The sequence below is a fragment of the Chelativorans sp. J32 genome (assembly GCF_000518985.1).
GTDB lineage: Bacteria > Pseudomonadota > Alphaproteobacteria > Rhizobiales > Rhizobiaceae > Chelativorans.
This window is the reverse complement of the sequence record NZ_JAEQ01000011.1, coordinates 51,151-65,734: the sequence shown is the minus strand read 5'-3', so window position 1 is coordinate 65,734 and position 14,584 is coordinate 51,151. Positions and strand designations below refer to the sequence as shown.

Here is a 14,584-nt window from a genome sequence, read left to right as displayed (position 1 = left end):
GATGCTGAAATCGACCGTGAGCCACGATAGCGCCGACAAGGCCGCCCTTGTAAATGCTGCTATTTCCGATCATTCCATCCTGGGCAGGATCGGCCCGCTCGAGGTGCGACTGGCGCGCGATACGGAGGAGGTGGCTGCTGCGCAAGCGATTCGCTTCCGCGTCTTCTATCAGGAAATGGGCGCAAGATCGTCCTCCCAGAGCGCGGAAGAACGTGATGCCGACCGTTTCGACGCCGTTTGCGACCACCTTTTGGTGATCGACACCACCCTGCCGGGGACGGAGTGTGATCGAATCGTCGGCACCTATCGGCTCCTTCCCCAGGAGCAGGCATTGGCGGCCGGTGGATTCTACTCCGAAGCGGAGTTCGAGCTGGAAAAGCTCATCGCGCGTCATCCCGATCGCCGCTTCCTCGAGCTCGGCCGCTCCTGTGTTTTGCCGGCTTACCGTTCGAAGCGAACAATCGAGCTTCTCTGGCAGGGAATTTGGGCCTATTGCCGCCGCAACAGGATCGACGTCATGACGGGCTGCGCGTCGTTCCACGGTACCGTGCCCGCCGCGCATGCAGAGGCGCTCTCTTTTCTCGCGCATTACTGCCAGGCAGATGGGGCGTGGTCCATCCAGGCGAGGAGCAAGCGCTATGTGTCGATGGACCTGATGCCGCTGGAAGCGATCGACGCGAAGGCAGCGCTTTCCGGCATGCCGCCACTGATCAAGGGTTATTTGCGCCTCGGAGCGAAATTCGGGGAGGGCTGCGTGATCGATTGGGATTTCTGCACGACGGATGTTTTCGTTGTGCTCCCCGTCGAAGCGATCTCGGAACGCTACATCGCCTACTATGGCGCGGAAGCGCAGCGATTCGCCGCCTGATCAGCGCTTCGCGGTTCCCGGTTCCGCCATCTTGCGGTGCTGTTCCGCAAGCAGGCTGGCGGGCATGAGATGGGCCATGGCGGCTTGGATCTTGTTCGAGAACCCCGCCACAACGCCAGCCTCGCCCTTCATCATCGCGTCGAAGCCGATCCGGGCGACCTTAGCCGGGTCCATTTTTTGTTCCGAACCCACTTTCGTGTCGGTCATATCGGCGCGTTCGAAAAATTCGGTGTCCGTCGGACCCGGCATCAAGCAGGTCACGGTGATATTGGTGTCCTTCAATTCGTTGCGCAGCGCCCAGGAGAAACTGTCCACAAACGCTTTCGTGGCATTGTAGACGGCCTGAAAGCTCCCCGGCAGAAAGCCGGCAATCGAGCCGGTGAAGAGAATCCGCCCGCGGTTCCTGAGCCGCATGTCCCTGCCGACTCGATGCACCAGGAGAACCGTGCCTGTGATATTCGTGTCGATCACATGTCTGATGTCGGCCACCTCCTGATCGAGAAAGGCGTGCCCGAGACCGCGCCCTGCATTGGCGAGCAGTAAATCCACGGGCCGGCCTGCGAGCGTTACATAAAGCTTCTCCACGCCCTCGGCCGTGGAAAGATCCGCCTCCACCGGCTCGGCGTTCACGCCCATTGCCTGGAAATTACCGGCTGCGGCCGCGATTTCCGGCTCGTCCGCAGCCACGACGAGATCATAGCCGGCCTCAGCGCAGCATCTCGCCAGCTCATAGCCAATGCCCGTGGACGCGCCGGTTACGACTGCAAGTCCTAGCTCGTCAGCCATTGCTCTTCTCCCATCCGGGTTTCAGGACGACCTTCGTCGTATCGTTCTGCTCGAAAGCAAATTTCCGATAGCCGTCCGGGCCCTGTTCCAGGGGCAGGCGGTGACTGATGAGGAAGGTCGTGTCGATCTTGCGCTCGCGGATCATCTCGAGCAGCGGAGCCAGATATTTCTGCACATGCGTCTGCCCCGTCCGCAAGGTGAGGCCCTTTTGCATAAAGGCGCCGACGGGAAATTTGTCGACGAATCCGCCATAGACACCCGGGACCGAGACACGGCCGCCCTTGCGGCAAGCATAGATCGCCTGCCGCAGCACGTGGGGACGATCCGTCTCCAATTTCAGCGTCTGCTTGGCGTAATCGTAGAGATTGTCCGGAGCGAATCCGTGGCTCTCCAGCCCGACCGCATCGATGACCGCATCCGGGCCGATCCCACCTGTCATTTCCATCAAGGCTTCGTAGACCCGGGCGTTCTTGTAATTGATCACCTTGGCCCCGAGCTTTCGCGCGAGTTCCAGCCGGTGCGGATAATGGTCGATCGCGATCACCTGCTCAGCGCCCATGATGAGCGCGCTTTGGATGGCGAAGAGCCCGACCGGTCCGCAGCCCCAGACGGCAACGGTGTCTCCCTCCTCGATCTCGCAGTTTTCCGCCGCCATCCATCCTGTCGGCAGGATATCGGAAAGGAAGAGAACCTCGTCATCCTCAAGGTCGTCGGGCACGACGATCGGGCCAATATCCGAATAGGGCACGCGGACATATTCCGCCTGCCCGCCGGCATAACCGCCTGTCAGATGCGAATAGCCGAAGAGGCCGGCCATCTGGTGGCCATAGAGCATCTGGGACATATCGGCCTTGTCAGCCGGATTGGAGTTGTCGCAGGCGGAATATTGCTGCTTCTCGCAGAAGAAGCATTTTCCGCAGGCGATCACGAAGGGGACCACGACGCGGTCTCCCTTTTTGAGCCGGGTGTTTCCTTTCCCCACCTCGACCACTTCGCCCATGAATTCGTGGCCCAGGATGTCACCCGGGCGCATGGTTGGAATAACCCCATCATAGAGGTGAAGGTCCGACCCGCAGATTGCGGTCGAGGTGATCTTGATGATCGCGTCGCGGGGGTTGACGATCTCGGGATCGTCAACCGTATCGACGCGAACATCGTGTTTTCCGTGCCAGACGAGAGCGCGCATGCCTGGTCGACCTCAAGCGCGCGAAGACGCTGAACCGGAAGCGGCCGTGGAGATCTCGCCGGTCTCCATCAACTGCTTGAAGCGACGCAGCTCGCGCTTGGCCTGAACGCCGGGCTCCTTCTGGAAGAGCTTGGCAGCCATGCGACCCACCGCGCCTCCCGGCGGATCATAGGCGATCACCGCCTCGATCTCGGTGCCGCGGCCGCCTGGTGCATCGCGGAAGGTGACCCGGCCGCTGTTGCGCACCTCGGCGTCCTCGTCCGATTCCCAGGCGATCAGCTCATTCGGTCGATCTTCGGTGATCCTCGTTTCGAATTCGACCGTGCTGCCGGCAGGGCCCTCGATGACCCAGCGCGATCTTGTCTGGTCCAGGGGGGTGACGGAGACGACATTCTCCATGAAATTCGGGAAGGTCGAGAAGTCGCGCCAGCGGGAATAGACCTCCTCGCGCGGGGCGTTCACCGTGATGCTCCGGCCGACCACTGCTCCCTCGCGCCAGCGGCGGCCGGCGCGGCGGCGCCAGGCATGGCGCGGTGAGTCCTCAGGGCCCATTGGATGGTTGTCCCTCATCATGCTGCGGGCAGCCATCAAGACGATGGCGCCGGCGGCAGCGCCCAACATACCGGCCGCAAGTGCACGGCCGGCACCGTGGTTGTGATGTCGATGATGCATCGGATGCTCCCTCGGGTAAGGCCAAAGGCGATGCGGCCCAAACCTATGCCCGCGTCGATTGTTCCCGCAGGGTTCGGCGCCGCTCGTTCAGCGTCTGGAGCGCAGGGAACGTGCCGAAAGAGCGCCTCGCGCCAGCATGCCTGCGATCACCGCTACACCGAATCCTGCCATCGCGACGCCCAGCCGAAGCCCGCTTCCGGAGAATGCAGCGGCGGAGGAAGAAGCCTCGTTATCGAATGTACCGTGAGTGCGGTGAGGCTTGTGCACGGGATGGAACAGATTGTCGGCGCGGCCCGGCGCCACTTCCACCCGTCTCTGCTGCCCGTCGTAGCATCTGCGCGCCAGGTAACGGTCGAGCAGCCATGGCGCGAGTGCATTTCCGAGGATCACCTGGGCCGTGCTCGAGCCGAGCCATATTTCCCGGCGGGGATTTCGGGAGGCACTGTAGATCGCCTCAGCGGCAACTTCTGGCTGGAACACAGGCGCGACGGGACGCGGAGCCTTGGACATATGCGTGCGCGCCCACTCGAATTGCGGCGTATTTATCGCCGGAAGATGCACCATTGTAAGCTTGATCCGGCTTCTTTCATGGATCAGTTCGCAACGCAGCGAGTCCGTAAAGCCGCGGATAGCATGCTTTGCGCCACAATAGGCCGATTGCAGCGGGATCCCGCGATAGGAGAGGGCGGACCCAACCTGCACGATTACCCCTCGATTGCGCCTGCGCATTTGCTCGAGCGCGGCCATCGTGCCGTAAACATAGCCGAGATAGGTGGTCTCCGTAACGCGGCGGAATTCTTCCGGCCCCATCTCGGAAAATGGAGAAAAGACCGTCGCCATCGCATTGTTGATCCAGACGTCGATGGTCCCGAGCTCTTCTTCCACGTCCCGTGCAGCCGCAAAGACAGCGTCGGCATCGGCCACATCCAGCGGGATCACCATGGCACTCCCGCCTCTCGCTTCCACTTCCGCCCTTGTCTCTTCCAAGGCCGTCTGGTCGCGCGCAATAAGGGCCACGGCTGCACCGGACCCGGCAAAGCGATGCGCGACAGCTCGGCCTACACCGGCCGACGCGCCGGTGATCACCACCACTTTGCGGGCCGCCAGTCGGCCTCTCTCCCCTGCCATAGCTTCCTCCAGTTCTGCAAATCAGCGCGGCAGACCCAACCAGCGCACGCCGTAAGGTTCGAGTGGCATACGCAGCCGTCCATTTTCGACGGGCGGCGTCTTGCCGCCGAAGAGAGCGCCCAGCGAGGTCACGCCGGCCGGCAGCTGGATATCGATATCCACCGACTGCCCGTTGAGATTGTGTATCATGACCAGCGGGGCGGCCTCGGACTTGTAATGATGCACGAGCACATGGTCGGAACCGCTCTCGAGGAACGCGCAAAAACCACTGCCTATCTCGGTACGCTCGCGGCGCAAGATCGAGAGTTGCTTGACAAAGGAGAGGAGGGAATCCGGATCATTGCGCTGCGCCTCCGCATTGATGCGCTCGAAGCCGAAACGGCCTTTATCGACCATCGGCTGGACAAGCTTTTCCTTCCGGGCCGATGAAAAGCCGCCGTTGCGGCCTCCGTCCCACTGCATCGGCGAGCGGACGGAATTGCGCCCCTCTTGGGAAAGATCTTCTCCCATGCCGATTTCGTCGCCATAAACGACAACGGGTACGCCCGGCATGGAATAAAGAAGGCTCATCGCCATCTTCAGACGGCGTACGTCTCCATCCAGCATCGGCGCGAGACGCCGCCTCAAGCCGCGCCCGTAGATGCGCATCTCTTCCTTTGGCGCAAAAATCTGGAGAACGCTCTCCAACTCCTCAGGCGTGAGCCGCTCCAGGTCCGCTTCGTCGAAATTGCGCAGGAAATTGGCCCATTGACCATTTTCCGGTGGCACGGGAAGCATGGCCAACCCACGCTGGATCGGTTCCACCTTTTCTTGCGCCAGCCCCAGAATGAGATAGTTGTTCAGCAGGAAGTTGAACATCATGTTCAACCGTGTTCCATCGAAGAACTTCTCGAGCTTGTCCGGGCTTTCGTCCACCTCGCCCAGCATGACGATGTCGGCCTTGGCTCCGGTTGCCCTGTCAAACATCTCCCGCAACATGTCCGGTGCGTGCTCGTCCTCCCCGGACTTGGCGAGCGGGTTTTCCAGGATGTGTGACGCCGCATCCACGCGAAACCCGGCAATGCCGAAGCTCAGCCAATAATCGATGATCCTCCCGATTTCGTCGCGCACATCGGGATTGGCGTGATTGAGCCCGGGTTCGAAGTGATAGAACCGGTGGTGGTAATAGGCGCGCACGACCTCGTCGTAGGTCCAGACCGTCTCTTCCTCACCCGGGAAGATTGTGCCCTTGTCTGGCGGCGTCGGTGGAGGATTGTGGGCCCAAATGTAGTAATTCCGGTAACGGGACTTCTCGTTATAGCGAGCGGCCTGAAACCACGGGTGATGGGTTGATGTATGGTGCACCACGAGATCGACAACGACGCGAATTCCGTGCTCGCCGGCCCGATGAATGAAATCGAGGAAGTCCTCGAACACGCCGAAGCGGGTGTCGACGCGTAGATAATCGGTGATGCTGTAGCCGTTGTCCTGGCCGAAGGAGGGATAGAAGGGAAGTAGCCAGATGCAGGTGACGCCGAGCTCGGCGATATAGTCCAGTTTGGACGTCAGCCCTTTGAAATCCCCTATGCCGTCGTCATCCGAATCGCAGAACCGCTCTACATCGACCGCGTAAACTACCGCGTTCTTCCACCAATAATCGCTCATCAACCTCGCAATACCCCTCGAACCATAGCGCCTTCGAGGAGCCAACGCATTTATACGAGAGAGCGTTCCGAGCCAGGGCGACGCATCGTGCTTTCCGAAAACCGATTCCGGTTTCAGGCCGATGCTGTAGGGGTGCGGAAATCTCAAAAAAAAGCACCCGCTGGGGGAGGAGGTCCAGCGGGTGCCTTTGGAGTCGGTCAGCCTGGGAGGAGGATAGGCTGACCGCGACCCGACAGGGATTTTAGGGAGGAGGAGCCCCGTCGAGAACTTGCGGCTTACATAGGGGGCTCGCCGCGGGATTTAAAGAGCTGTTTTGCATAACAGCCGTGCAATTCTGTCGCACCGCAGCAAATGGCCGTCCTTGACGGCGTGCCTCCCAGCCCTTTAACCCTCGTAGGAGCTGAGCCGGAGGCATATCATGACAAGCAACGTAGCGCTGGTTGGGCTTGCGCGCGATCTGGAAGAGCGGGCCAAGACTGGGAAGCCGATTCGTATCGGCCTTATCGGAGCCGGCGAAATGGGGACCGACATCGTGGCCCGGGTTTCCCATATGCGCGGCATCGAAGTCGGCGCGATCTCTGAACTCCGGCCCGAATCAGCGCTGAAAGCGGCGGAGATCGCCTATCAGGAGCCGGGTCACGCGAAGATAGTCGACAGCGCCGCCGCCATGGCCAGCACGATCGAGGCCGGTCGGATCGCGGTGACGGGAGATGCCGGCCAGATCATCGAAAGCGATCTTATCGATGTCGTTGTCGATGCAACCGGGGTTCCTGCGGTCGGCGCGGAAATCGGCCTGCGCGCCATGGAGCACGGCAAACATCTCGTCATGATGAATGTCGAGGCGGATGTGACCATCGGCGCCTATCTCAAAAGCGAAGCCGACCGGTTGGGCGTGACCTACTCGCTCGGCGCGGGCGATGAGCCCTCCGCCTGCATGGAGCTGATCGAGTTTGTCTCCGCCATGGGCCACACCATCGTCGCCGCGGGCAAGGGCAAGAACAACCCCCTCAACACGGACGCGATCCCGGACGACTATGCGGAAGAGGCCGAGCGGCGGAACATGAATGTCCGCATGCTCGTGGAGTTCGTCGACGGTTCGAAAACGATGGTCGAGATGGCGGCAATCGCAAATGCCACCGGCCTTGTGCCTGACAAGCCGGGCATGCACGGCCCAGCTGCCACATTGGCTGAGCTCAACAAGACGCTGATCCCCAGAGAAGACGGCGGTGTTCTCTCCCGCACCGGCGTGGTGGATTATTCGATCGGAAAGGGCGTAGCACCCGGCGTATTCGTCATCGCCGAGATGTCGCATCCGCGGATCCGCGAGCGGATGGAGGATTTGAAGATGGGAGAGGGGCCTTATTTCACTTTCCACCGGCCATACCACCTCACCTCGCTCGAAGTGCCTCTCACGTGTGCCCGCGTGGTTCTCTATCGCAAGGCGGACATGGTCCCGCTTCCCAAGCCCGTGGCCGAAGTGTGTGCGGTTGCGAAGCGGGATCTCAGGCCCGGCGATCGGCTTGATGCGATAGGGGAATATTGCTACCGCGCCTGGATCATGAGAGCCGACGAAGCTCGCGCGGCAGCAGCCATACCGTGCGGACTGCTGCAAGGCGGCAAGGTATTGAAGCCCATCCGCAAGGGCGATCTTCTTACCTATGACAATGCCGCTCCTCCCGAGAACTCGAAGATCGCCGAACTGCGAGCGAGACAGGACAGGCTGATCTACGGGGCGTGACGCGAAGCTGACGGACAATGGGCGGAGCAACGAATAGTTGTGAAGCTCGCGGCAATATAGTCGTCGAGGGCGAGGCTGAGGCGCGTGTCACCGCGGTGGAACGCGCGTGGGAGGCGAGCGCCCATTCAGACTCCCGAAATTGGGACAAAAAGCCGCGCGCTTTTTTCAGCCCCATCTGGCAGCGCTATAACTTGCGATTGGCCGCGAAATAGAAGAAAGTGCCCAAAACAATTAGTCGGGGCGGCGGCTAACAGTGCAACATTACTTAGGAACGAGCCCGCGCGAACGTGTCTCTTGGGAGCGTCCGCCAGCTGATCCTCGCATATTGGATGCGATACCGAGAGATGCCGGGCCACGGCTGACGACCTACAGGGGTGGGGCGGTCTATTCCGTACGCGCGCCCGGATCGCAGAGATTCTTGTCCGACACGCATTTTGTGGCCGTAACATTGGCGCCGTCGGCAAACATTACTGCGGCCTTCGCAGGCGAGAAGCCTGTCACCTACGACGCTCCCGTAGGCATGATCGTCATCAGCCCGGCTTTCTTGGAAAGCGAGAGCAGATGGAACTCCCATAGGGAAAACATATCCGTTGCACTTCCGCCGGAAAGCCTTACCGAGCTAGCCGAACACGAATTCGGCGGTAGACCGTGGGAACTCCAGCCACTCCCCTTCGGCACGGTGGATCTGAAAGCGCTACAACTTGCGCAAATGCTCAAGGCGGAGCTGATCCGCGAGGAGCCGCCGAACGAGCTCTTGGTCGATTCGATCGTCACTCTCTTCGGTATACATATTCTGCGTAGCTATACGAGCCATTCGACCTCGGCCAGCCGACCGAAGGGTGGTCTGTCCGTAGCGGCTGCCAAGCGGGTCGAGGAGTATCTCAAGGGAAATTTTGCCCGAAAGCTTTCGGTGAACGAGCTCGCCGCCCTCTGCGAGCTGTCCACGGGGTATTTTATCCAGGCATTCACGAAAACCTTTGGAGAACCTCCGCACAAGTATCTCATCAATCTGCGCATCAGCTTTGCGGAAAAGCTCCTCCTCGACACCGATATGACGATAGCAGAGGTGGCGTATCTCAGTGGCTTCTCGAGCCAGAGCCACCTGACCTCGGCAATGAGGAGATATAAGCAGGCGACTCCGGCTCTGCTGCGCCTGAAGCGCTGAATTTTCTGCTTGCCGAATGTCGGCTGGCGCCTTCTCCATTCGTCCTAGGCCCGCAATCTAGCGAAGGAGAATTGCGATGGCGTATGTCGACGGCTTCATCATCCCTCTGCCGAAGGACAAAATCGAGGAATACAAGCGTCAGGCCCAGCTCGGCGAGCAGGTCTGGCGGGAGCATGGCGCGATCGGCTATGTCGAATGCTTCGGCGATGACGTCCCCTATGGAGAACTCACGTCCTTTCCGCGTGCCGTGCAGGCGAAGGAAGACGAGATCGTTGTGTTCTCCTATGTGATCTATGAATCGCGCGAGCACCGCGACCAGGTCCTCGCCAAGGTCATGGCGGATCCCCGCATGAAATCAGAAGACATGCCGTTTGACGGCAAGCGGATGATCTATGGCGGGTTCAAACCTTTTCTCGGTCTCTGACAGGGCGCAGCCACCTTCCTGGATGAGGAAGGCGGCTGTGTGTCAATAGGTGGTGGTTACGCGCGTGTCGCCTTCACGGTCGAGCACCTGCACCACCACCTCGTCGTCGACCCGCCGCAGGAAGATATCCAGCCGGCCTTGAGGCAGTCTGATCCCGCGCAGCGTCACTTCGTCCAGGAACTCGGGCAGGATGGGCTGATGGAAGAGGAGCGTTCCTGCGCCGGGATCAAAGCCCATTCCAAGGCAGGACTGCAGCATGGAAAGCGGCGTGACCGCGGCCCAGGCCTGAGGAGCGCACGCCACCGGATAAAAGGTCGGCCCGCGGCTTCTTTGGCGGGGGAAACCGCAAAAAAGCTCAGGTAGCCGCCGCAGGTCGATATAGGTCGAGGCCATGAACAACCCCTCGAACACGCGCGTGGCTTCGCTCCGGAAGCCGTAGCGCGCGAGCCCGGCGGCTATCAACGCGTTGTCGTGCGGCCAAACCGAGCCGTTATGGTAGCTCATGGGATTATACCGGGCTTCGGTGGTTGCAACCGTGCGGATACCCCACCCGGAAAAGGACGAGCGCTCCATGAGCGTCGCGACGACGCTCGGCGCACGATCGGGATAAGCTATGCCCGTGAAAAGCGCGTGGCCGGCATTGGAAGCGCGTACCCGGCAAGGCTTGTTGTTGCCGTCGAGCGCCAAAACATAAGTCCCCAACTCCTCGTCGAAAAAGACCCTGTCGAAGCGCGCGCGAAGCTCCTCCGCCTTCGCCTCGAATTGGGGCGCCCGCTCGGGCAGCCCCATGGCCGAAGCGATCCTGGCCGCGGCTTTCCACGCGCCATAAACATAAGCTTGCACCTCGCAGACCGAGATGGGCCCTATCGCGAGGCTGCCATCGGCATGGAAGATTGCATCGAAACTGTCCTTCCAGCCCTGGTTGGCGAGCCCCTCCACCGTGCGACGGCCATATTCCACGAAGCCGTCACCATCCCTGTCGCCATATTCCTCGATCCAGGAAAGCGCCGCCTCGATATTCGGCCAGAGAGATTTCAGGGTTTCCACATCCCCGGTGCGATCGAGATAGGCTCCCGCGAGCACGACAAAGAGAGGCGTGGCATCCACGCTTCCGTAATAGCGGCGGAAGGGAACCTCACCGAGCTCCGCCATCTCGCCATAGCGGACCTCGTGCAGGATCTTTCCCGGCTCCGCATCCGCTGCGGGATTCACTTCGGTGGCCTGGTTCGCAGCAAGATGCTTCAAAACGCCCCGTGCGATCGAGGGGTCCAACCAGAGGGTTTGGAGCGCAGTGATGAGCGCATCCCGGCCGAACACGGTGCTGAACCATGGAATGCCGGCATAGGGATAGGGGCCGTCCTCCGTATCCGTGACGAGCATGTAAAGGTCGGCAACGGCCCGTCGGACAGCTTCGTTGAAGACGTCATTGGAGGTCGACACCGATGCTGCATTGCTGACGGCCGCGCGATTGAAACGGCGCGCCTCCAGAAGGTTGGAGAAGAAGAGCCGGCGCGGGGTGAAATCCTGCGGCTCCGCATCGCAGAGGATCTCGATGAAGATCTGGCGTGTCTGGCGAGGCTTCAACTGCACCTCGAACACCGCGTGTTCGCCGGTTAAGGTGACGGGTGCGGGATCGACACGGATGATGGTGCGGCGAAGAACGCCGTCGAGCCCCGTATAGGAAAGGGTGACACGCCCGGCCTCCACCTGCGGCGGATGCATCTGACCCCTCTTTTTCCGGCGGGCGCCCCGAACCTCGAAGAGATCCGCGAAATCCGCCGCGAAAGCGAGTTCCAGCCGGATGGTGCGGGTCTCCTCGTCGTAATTCCTGACGCTGATCCGCTCGTAGCATGCTGCGTTCCAGAGAAAGCGTGTTCGGCGGATATGAATGAGGTCGTGCTGAAGACTGATGGAGCCATTCTCATAGAGATCGGGGTTCGCCAGATCGAAGGTGAGCAGGGCATTGTCGTCACGCAGCATCGAGCTCAAAAGGAGCGGGCGCTCTCCTCCGATGGTAAGGAAGAGATGCGAGAGATATCGCGTGTCTCGATGAAAAATACCTTCGGGGCTGGCGGGCCCCGAAAGTGCGTCTCCGTTGTGATCGAACATGGAGAAGGTGTCGCCATGCTTCTGCGTTCGTGGCCGCCGCTCCTGCAGAGGAGCGGTGGCGGCGATGAAGAATTGCGGCGTACGCGCCGTGACGTATTCGTCCGGATTGGGCGCAAGCGGGTTGCTGCGGTCGTCCATGACTGCCTCCTTGGACGAGTCGGGTCTTAGGCGACCGTCTGGACTCCGACCGCCTCAGCCGGAAACGGAACGGTGCGCATCCGGTGATGCAGCAAGCGTTCATATACCTCCAGATAGTCGGCTGCCATGCGCCCGACGCTGAAGCGTTCCTCAAAGCGGCGGCGTACGCCTGCGCGGTCGGCTGCCAGCGCGCGCGGTACAGCCGCGACTGCTTCATCTATCGAGGTCACGATGAATCCGGATACATCTTGGTCCAGCACCTCCGGCACCGAGCCGCATCGGAAGGCGATCACCGGCGTGCCGCAGGCCATGGACTCAATCATGACAAGGCCGAAGGGTTCCGGCCAGTCTATCGGAAACAGGAGAGCGGCTGCATTGCCGAGAAACTCGGCCTTTCCGCGATCGTTCACCTCGCCGATATATTCGACATTGGAATGCCGATCGATCATGGGTTTGATGAAACCGTCCCAGTATTGCTGATCCGCCTTGTCTACCTTCGCTGCGATTTTGAGAGGCAAGCCCGTCCGCGCGGCGATTTCGATTGCGCGGTCGGGGCGCTTCTCCGGCGATATGCGGCCGAGAAATGCGAGATAGCCACCCTTGGCGACCGGGCTGAACGGAAGCAGATCGAGCGGCAGACCATGCCGGACGGTCGCTATCCAGTTCGCCATGGGGAGCGGTGCCCGCTGGCTGTCAGAAATGGAAACAACCGGGATTTCCGGGAATCTCTGATAAAAGGGTAGAAGATCGGGCAAATCCAGCCGTCCATGGACGGTTGTGACCGTGCGATGCGCGATGGGACGGATCAGCGGAAAATGAAGAAGATCGATATGAAAGTGCAGGAGGTCGAATTCATCGGCCCGGCGGCGCACTTCCTCCAGCAAGATCAGGTGATGCGGGATAGGGTCCCGCACGTTTGTATCGAGGCGCAGCGCGCGTTGGCTGCAAGGCACCAACTCCGCGGCCGTAAGCGAATCGGCTGAAGCGAATAAGGTCACTTCATGGCCCTGGCGAACGAGTTCCTCGGTAAGAAAGGAGACGATCCGCTCCGTTCCGCCATAAAGACGCGGGGGAACGCTTTCGGCCAACGGAGCGATCTGTGCAATCTTCATAGGCAATACCTCCTCAACAGCGAGCAAGCATCACTTTGGAAGCTGGAAAACGACCATCCAGAAGGGGTCGCCTCTGATTTAGGTATGTCTCCGCCGGTTGGAAGAGGGCGGCTTGGCAATTTCCTCCCGCGCCGATCGGGACCACTTTGCGGAAATCCGGTTGAGCGGCCCGGGAAAGGCGCGTAGCGTCCAGAACCAATCGCCCGAGGTCCTCATGTCGCTCACGCTCTACTTCCACCCCTTGGCTTCCTTCTGCCATAAGGTGCTGATTGCTCTCTACGAGAATGAAACGCCCTTTTCCGGCGAGATCGTCGACCTCGCAGACGAGGAAGCCAGCGCTGCCTTCTTTGCCCTGTGGCCGGTTGGAAAAATCCCGATCCTGAGAGACGAGAGCCGTGACAGGACGGTCCCCGAGACCAGCATCATCATCGAGTATCTGGATCGGCATTACCCGGGTGCGTTCCCTCTCATTCCTGCAGATCCCTCTGAAGCGCTCGAGGCACGGCTATGGGATCGCTTTTTCGACCTCTACGTGAGCGTCCCAATGCAAAAGATCGTCACGGATCGTATCCGCCCAGAAGGAAAAACCGACCCGCATGGCGTTTCCGAAGCGCGGGCAATGCTTGGGACCGCCTATGACGTGGCCGAACGTCACCTGACCGGGAGAACATGGGCCGCAGGCGCGGGTTTTTCCATTGCCGACTGCGCCGCTGCTCCCGCGCTTTTTTATGCAGAGTGCGTCCAGCCTTTCACGTCCACTCACCCAAATCTGGCGGCTTATTTCACCAGGCTCGAGAACCGCCCCTCCGTTCAACGCACGCTTGGCGAAGCACGTCCCTATTTCCAGTTCTTCCCCTTCAAGGAAAACCTGCCCGATCGCTTTCGGCTGTGAGGCCTATCAGGTGCGCCAGGCGCTCTCGTTCTTCCGCTCGTAATGGTCGAAAGCCGTCGCTAGACCGATGAGCACCTCGGCCGAGGTTTCGAACATCGCCTTGAGTTGAGGATCATCCACCTTCTCGATGTCCTCGCGCAGATGCTCCACGGTTTCCTGCAGGCGAACCTTCATCTTGCGGGTATGGTGCCGCAGATCGTGTTCTTCGGGAGTCATGTTTTTCTCCTACCATGGGCTCGTGAATACCGCGTTCAATCGCGCGAATAGGTACCGATGAGAATTGCCTCTTCGAGCCGGTGCTTCTCCGCCGCACGCCACAGATCCTCGACGCTGGATATCGGGGGCAGGTTCAGTGAGGGGAGGCTGAGCGCTGCCAGGCGGAAATGATAGCGATGCACGCCGCCCCCTCTTGGAGGCTGCGGACCGTCATAGTGATTGTTGCCGAAATCGTTTCGGCAGATGCGAAGCGAACCCTTGTCGGGGCCAGTCTCGACACTTTCCGGCAGCCGATCCCAATCCGCAGGAATGTTAAAGAGCCCCCAATGGCCGAATGTGCCGCTTGGTGCATCGGGATCGTCCAGGACGAGCACGAAGCTCTGTGCTCCTGCGGGTGCGCCGGTCCACCTAAGCGGTGGCGACAGATTTTCCTGGTCGCGCGTATATTTATCGGGAATTCGCTTCCCGTCTGCGAAGGACGGGCTCAGGAGGCTCAGAGGCATGTC

The 14,584-nt window shown here is 60.6% G+C and carries 14 protein-coding genes; 5 read left to right on the top strand and 9 right to left on the bottom strand.

The annotated features are described in order from the left end of the window. Position 1 precedes the first annotated feature (1 nt). Positions 2 to 868, top strand: a complete 867-nt coding sequence (locus CHEJ32_RS0114905) for a GNAT family N-acetyltransferase (RefSeq protein ID WP_051469697.1) — start codon at positions 2 to 4, stop codon at positions 866 to 868. Here CHEJ32_RS0114905 and CHEJ32_RS0114900 read toward each other — a convergent pair whose 3' ends face one another. The 5 genes from CHEJ32_RS0114900 to CHEJ32_RS0114880 form a co-directional block, all read right to left on the bottom strand. Further along, positions 869 to 1,654 carry an SDR family oxidoreductase gene (locus CHEJ32_RS0114900; protein WP_028034504.1) on the bottom strand — a complete coding sequence of 262 codons (786 nt, stop codon included), beginning with the start codon at positions 1,652 to 1,654 and terminating at the stop codon, positions 869 to 871. After that, on the bottom strand, positions 1,647 to 2,840 hold the full coding sequence (locus CHEJ32_RS0114895) for a zinc-dependent alcohol dehydrogenase (protein WP_028034503.1): 1,194 nt from the start codon (positions 2,838 to 2,840) through the stop codon (positions 1,647 to 1,649). The genes CHEJ32_RS0114900 and CHEJ32_RS0114895 overlap by 8 nt, the downstream gene beginning before the upstream one ends. Positions 2,841 to 2,852: 12 nt before the next feature. Then, positions 2,853 to 3,512, bottom strand: a complete 660-nt coding sequence (locus tag CHEJ32_RS0114890; protein WP_028034502.1) for an SRPBCC family protein — start codon at positions 3,510 to 3,512, stop codon at positions 2,853 to 2,855. Between the two features lie 87 nt (positions 3,513 to 3,599). Continuing rightward, entirely contained in the window at positions 3,600 to 4,640 is a 1,041-nt protein-coding gene (locus tag CHEJ32_RS0114885; RefSeq protein WP_034658573.1) for an SDR family oxidoreductase, read from the bottom strand. 21 nt (positions 4,641 to 4,661) lie between these two features. Beyond that, positions 4,662 to 6,284, bottom strand: a complete 1,623-nt coding sequence (locus CHEJ32_RS0114880; protein WP_028034500.1) for an alpha-amylase family protein — start codon at positions 6,282 to 6,284, stop codon at positions 4,662 to 4,664. A 418-nt stretch (positions 6,285 to 6,702) separates the two neighbouring features. On the opposite strand from CHEJ32_RS0114880, the gene CHEJ32_RS0114875 reads away from it, so the two are divergent. The 3 genes from CHEJ32_RS0114875 to CHEJ32_RS0114865 all read left to right on the top strand — a co-directional run bounded on the left by CHEJ32_RS0114875 (position 6,703) and on the right by CHEJ32_RS0114865 (position 9,611). Further along, the gene (locus CHEJ32_RS0114875; RefSeq protein WP_028034499.1) at positions 6,703 to 8,022 is read left to right on the top strand and encodes an NAD(P)H-dependent oxidoreductase; all 1,320 of its coding nucleotides are present in this window, start codon (positions 6,703 to 6,705) and stop codon (positions 8,020 to 8,022) included. Positions 8,023 to 8,440: 418 nt separating this feature from the next. Further along, positions 8,441 to 9,187, top strand: coding sequence for a helix-turn-helix transcriptional regulator (locus CHEJ32_RS24940; RefSeq protein WP_245261114.1), 747 nt, complete (start codon positions 8,441 to 8,443; stop codon positions 9,185 to 9,187). A 76-nt stretch (positions 9,188 to 9,263) separates the two neighbouring features. Beyond that, entirely contained in the window at positions 9,264 to 9,611 is a 348-nt protein-coding gene (locus tag CHEJ32_RS0114865) for a DUF1428 domain-containing protein (RefSeq protein WP_028034497.1), read from the top strand. 42 nt (positions 9,612 to 9,653) lie between these two features. On the opposite strand, the gene CHEJ32_RS0114860 is transcribed toward CHEJ32_RS0114865, so the two are convergent. Both CHEJ32_RS0114860 and CHEJ32_RS0114855 read right to left on the bottom strand, forming a co-directional pair. Further along, positions 9,654 to 11,858 (bottom strand): amylo-alpha-1,6-glucosidase, encoded by a 2,205-nt coding sequence (locus tag CHEJ32_RS0114860; protein WP_028034496.1) that lies wholly within the window; start codon positions 11,856 to 11,858, stop codon positions 9,654 to 9,656. 26 nt (positions 11,859 to 11,884) lie between these two features. Continuing rightward, positions 11,885 to 12,970: a glycosyltransferase family 4 protein gene (locus CHEJ32_RS0114855; protein WP_028034495.1), complete on the bottom strand. Its 1,086-nt coding sequence runs from the start codon at positions 12,968 to 12,970 to the stop codon at positions 11,885 to 11,887. Positions 12,971 to 13,184: 214 nt separating this feature from the next. On the opposite strand from CHEJ32_RS0114855, the gene CHEJ32_RS0114850 reads away from it, so the two are divergent. Beyond that, the gene (locus CHEJ32_RS0114850) at positions 13,185 to 13,862 is read left to right on the top strand and encodes a glutathione S-transferase family protein (protein WP_028034494.1); all 678 of its coding nucleotides are present in this window, start codon (positions 13,185 to 13,187) and stop codon (positions 13,860 to 13,862) included. A 6-nt stretch (positions 13,863 to 13,868) separates the two neighbouring features. On the opposite strand, the gene CHEJ32_RS0114845 is transcribed toward CHEJ32_RS0114850, so the two are convergent. Both CHEJ32_RS0114845 and CHEJ32_RS0114840 read right to left on the bottom strand, forming a co-directional pair. Further along, positions 13,869 to 14,078, bottom strand: coding sequence for a hypothetical protein (locus tag CHEJ32_RS0114845; RefSeq protein ID WP_028034493.1), 210 nt, complete (start codon positions 14,076 to 14,078; stop codon positions 13,869 to 13,871). A gap of 35 nt (positions 14,079 to 14,113) precedes the next feature. Continuing rightward, the gene (locus CHEJ32_RS0114840; protein ID WP_028034492.1) at positions 14,114 to 14,581 is read right to left on the bottom strand and encodes a YbhB/YbcL family Raf kinase inhibitor-like protein; all 468 of its coding nucleotides are present in this window, start codon (positions 14,579 to 14,581) and stop codon (positions 14,114 to 14,116) included. Positions 14,582 to 14,584: the final 3 nt, after the last annotated feature.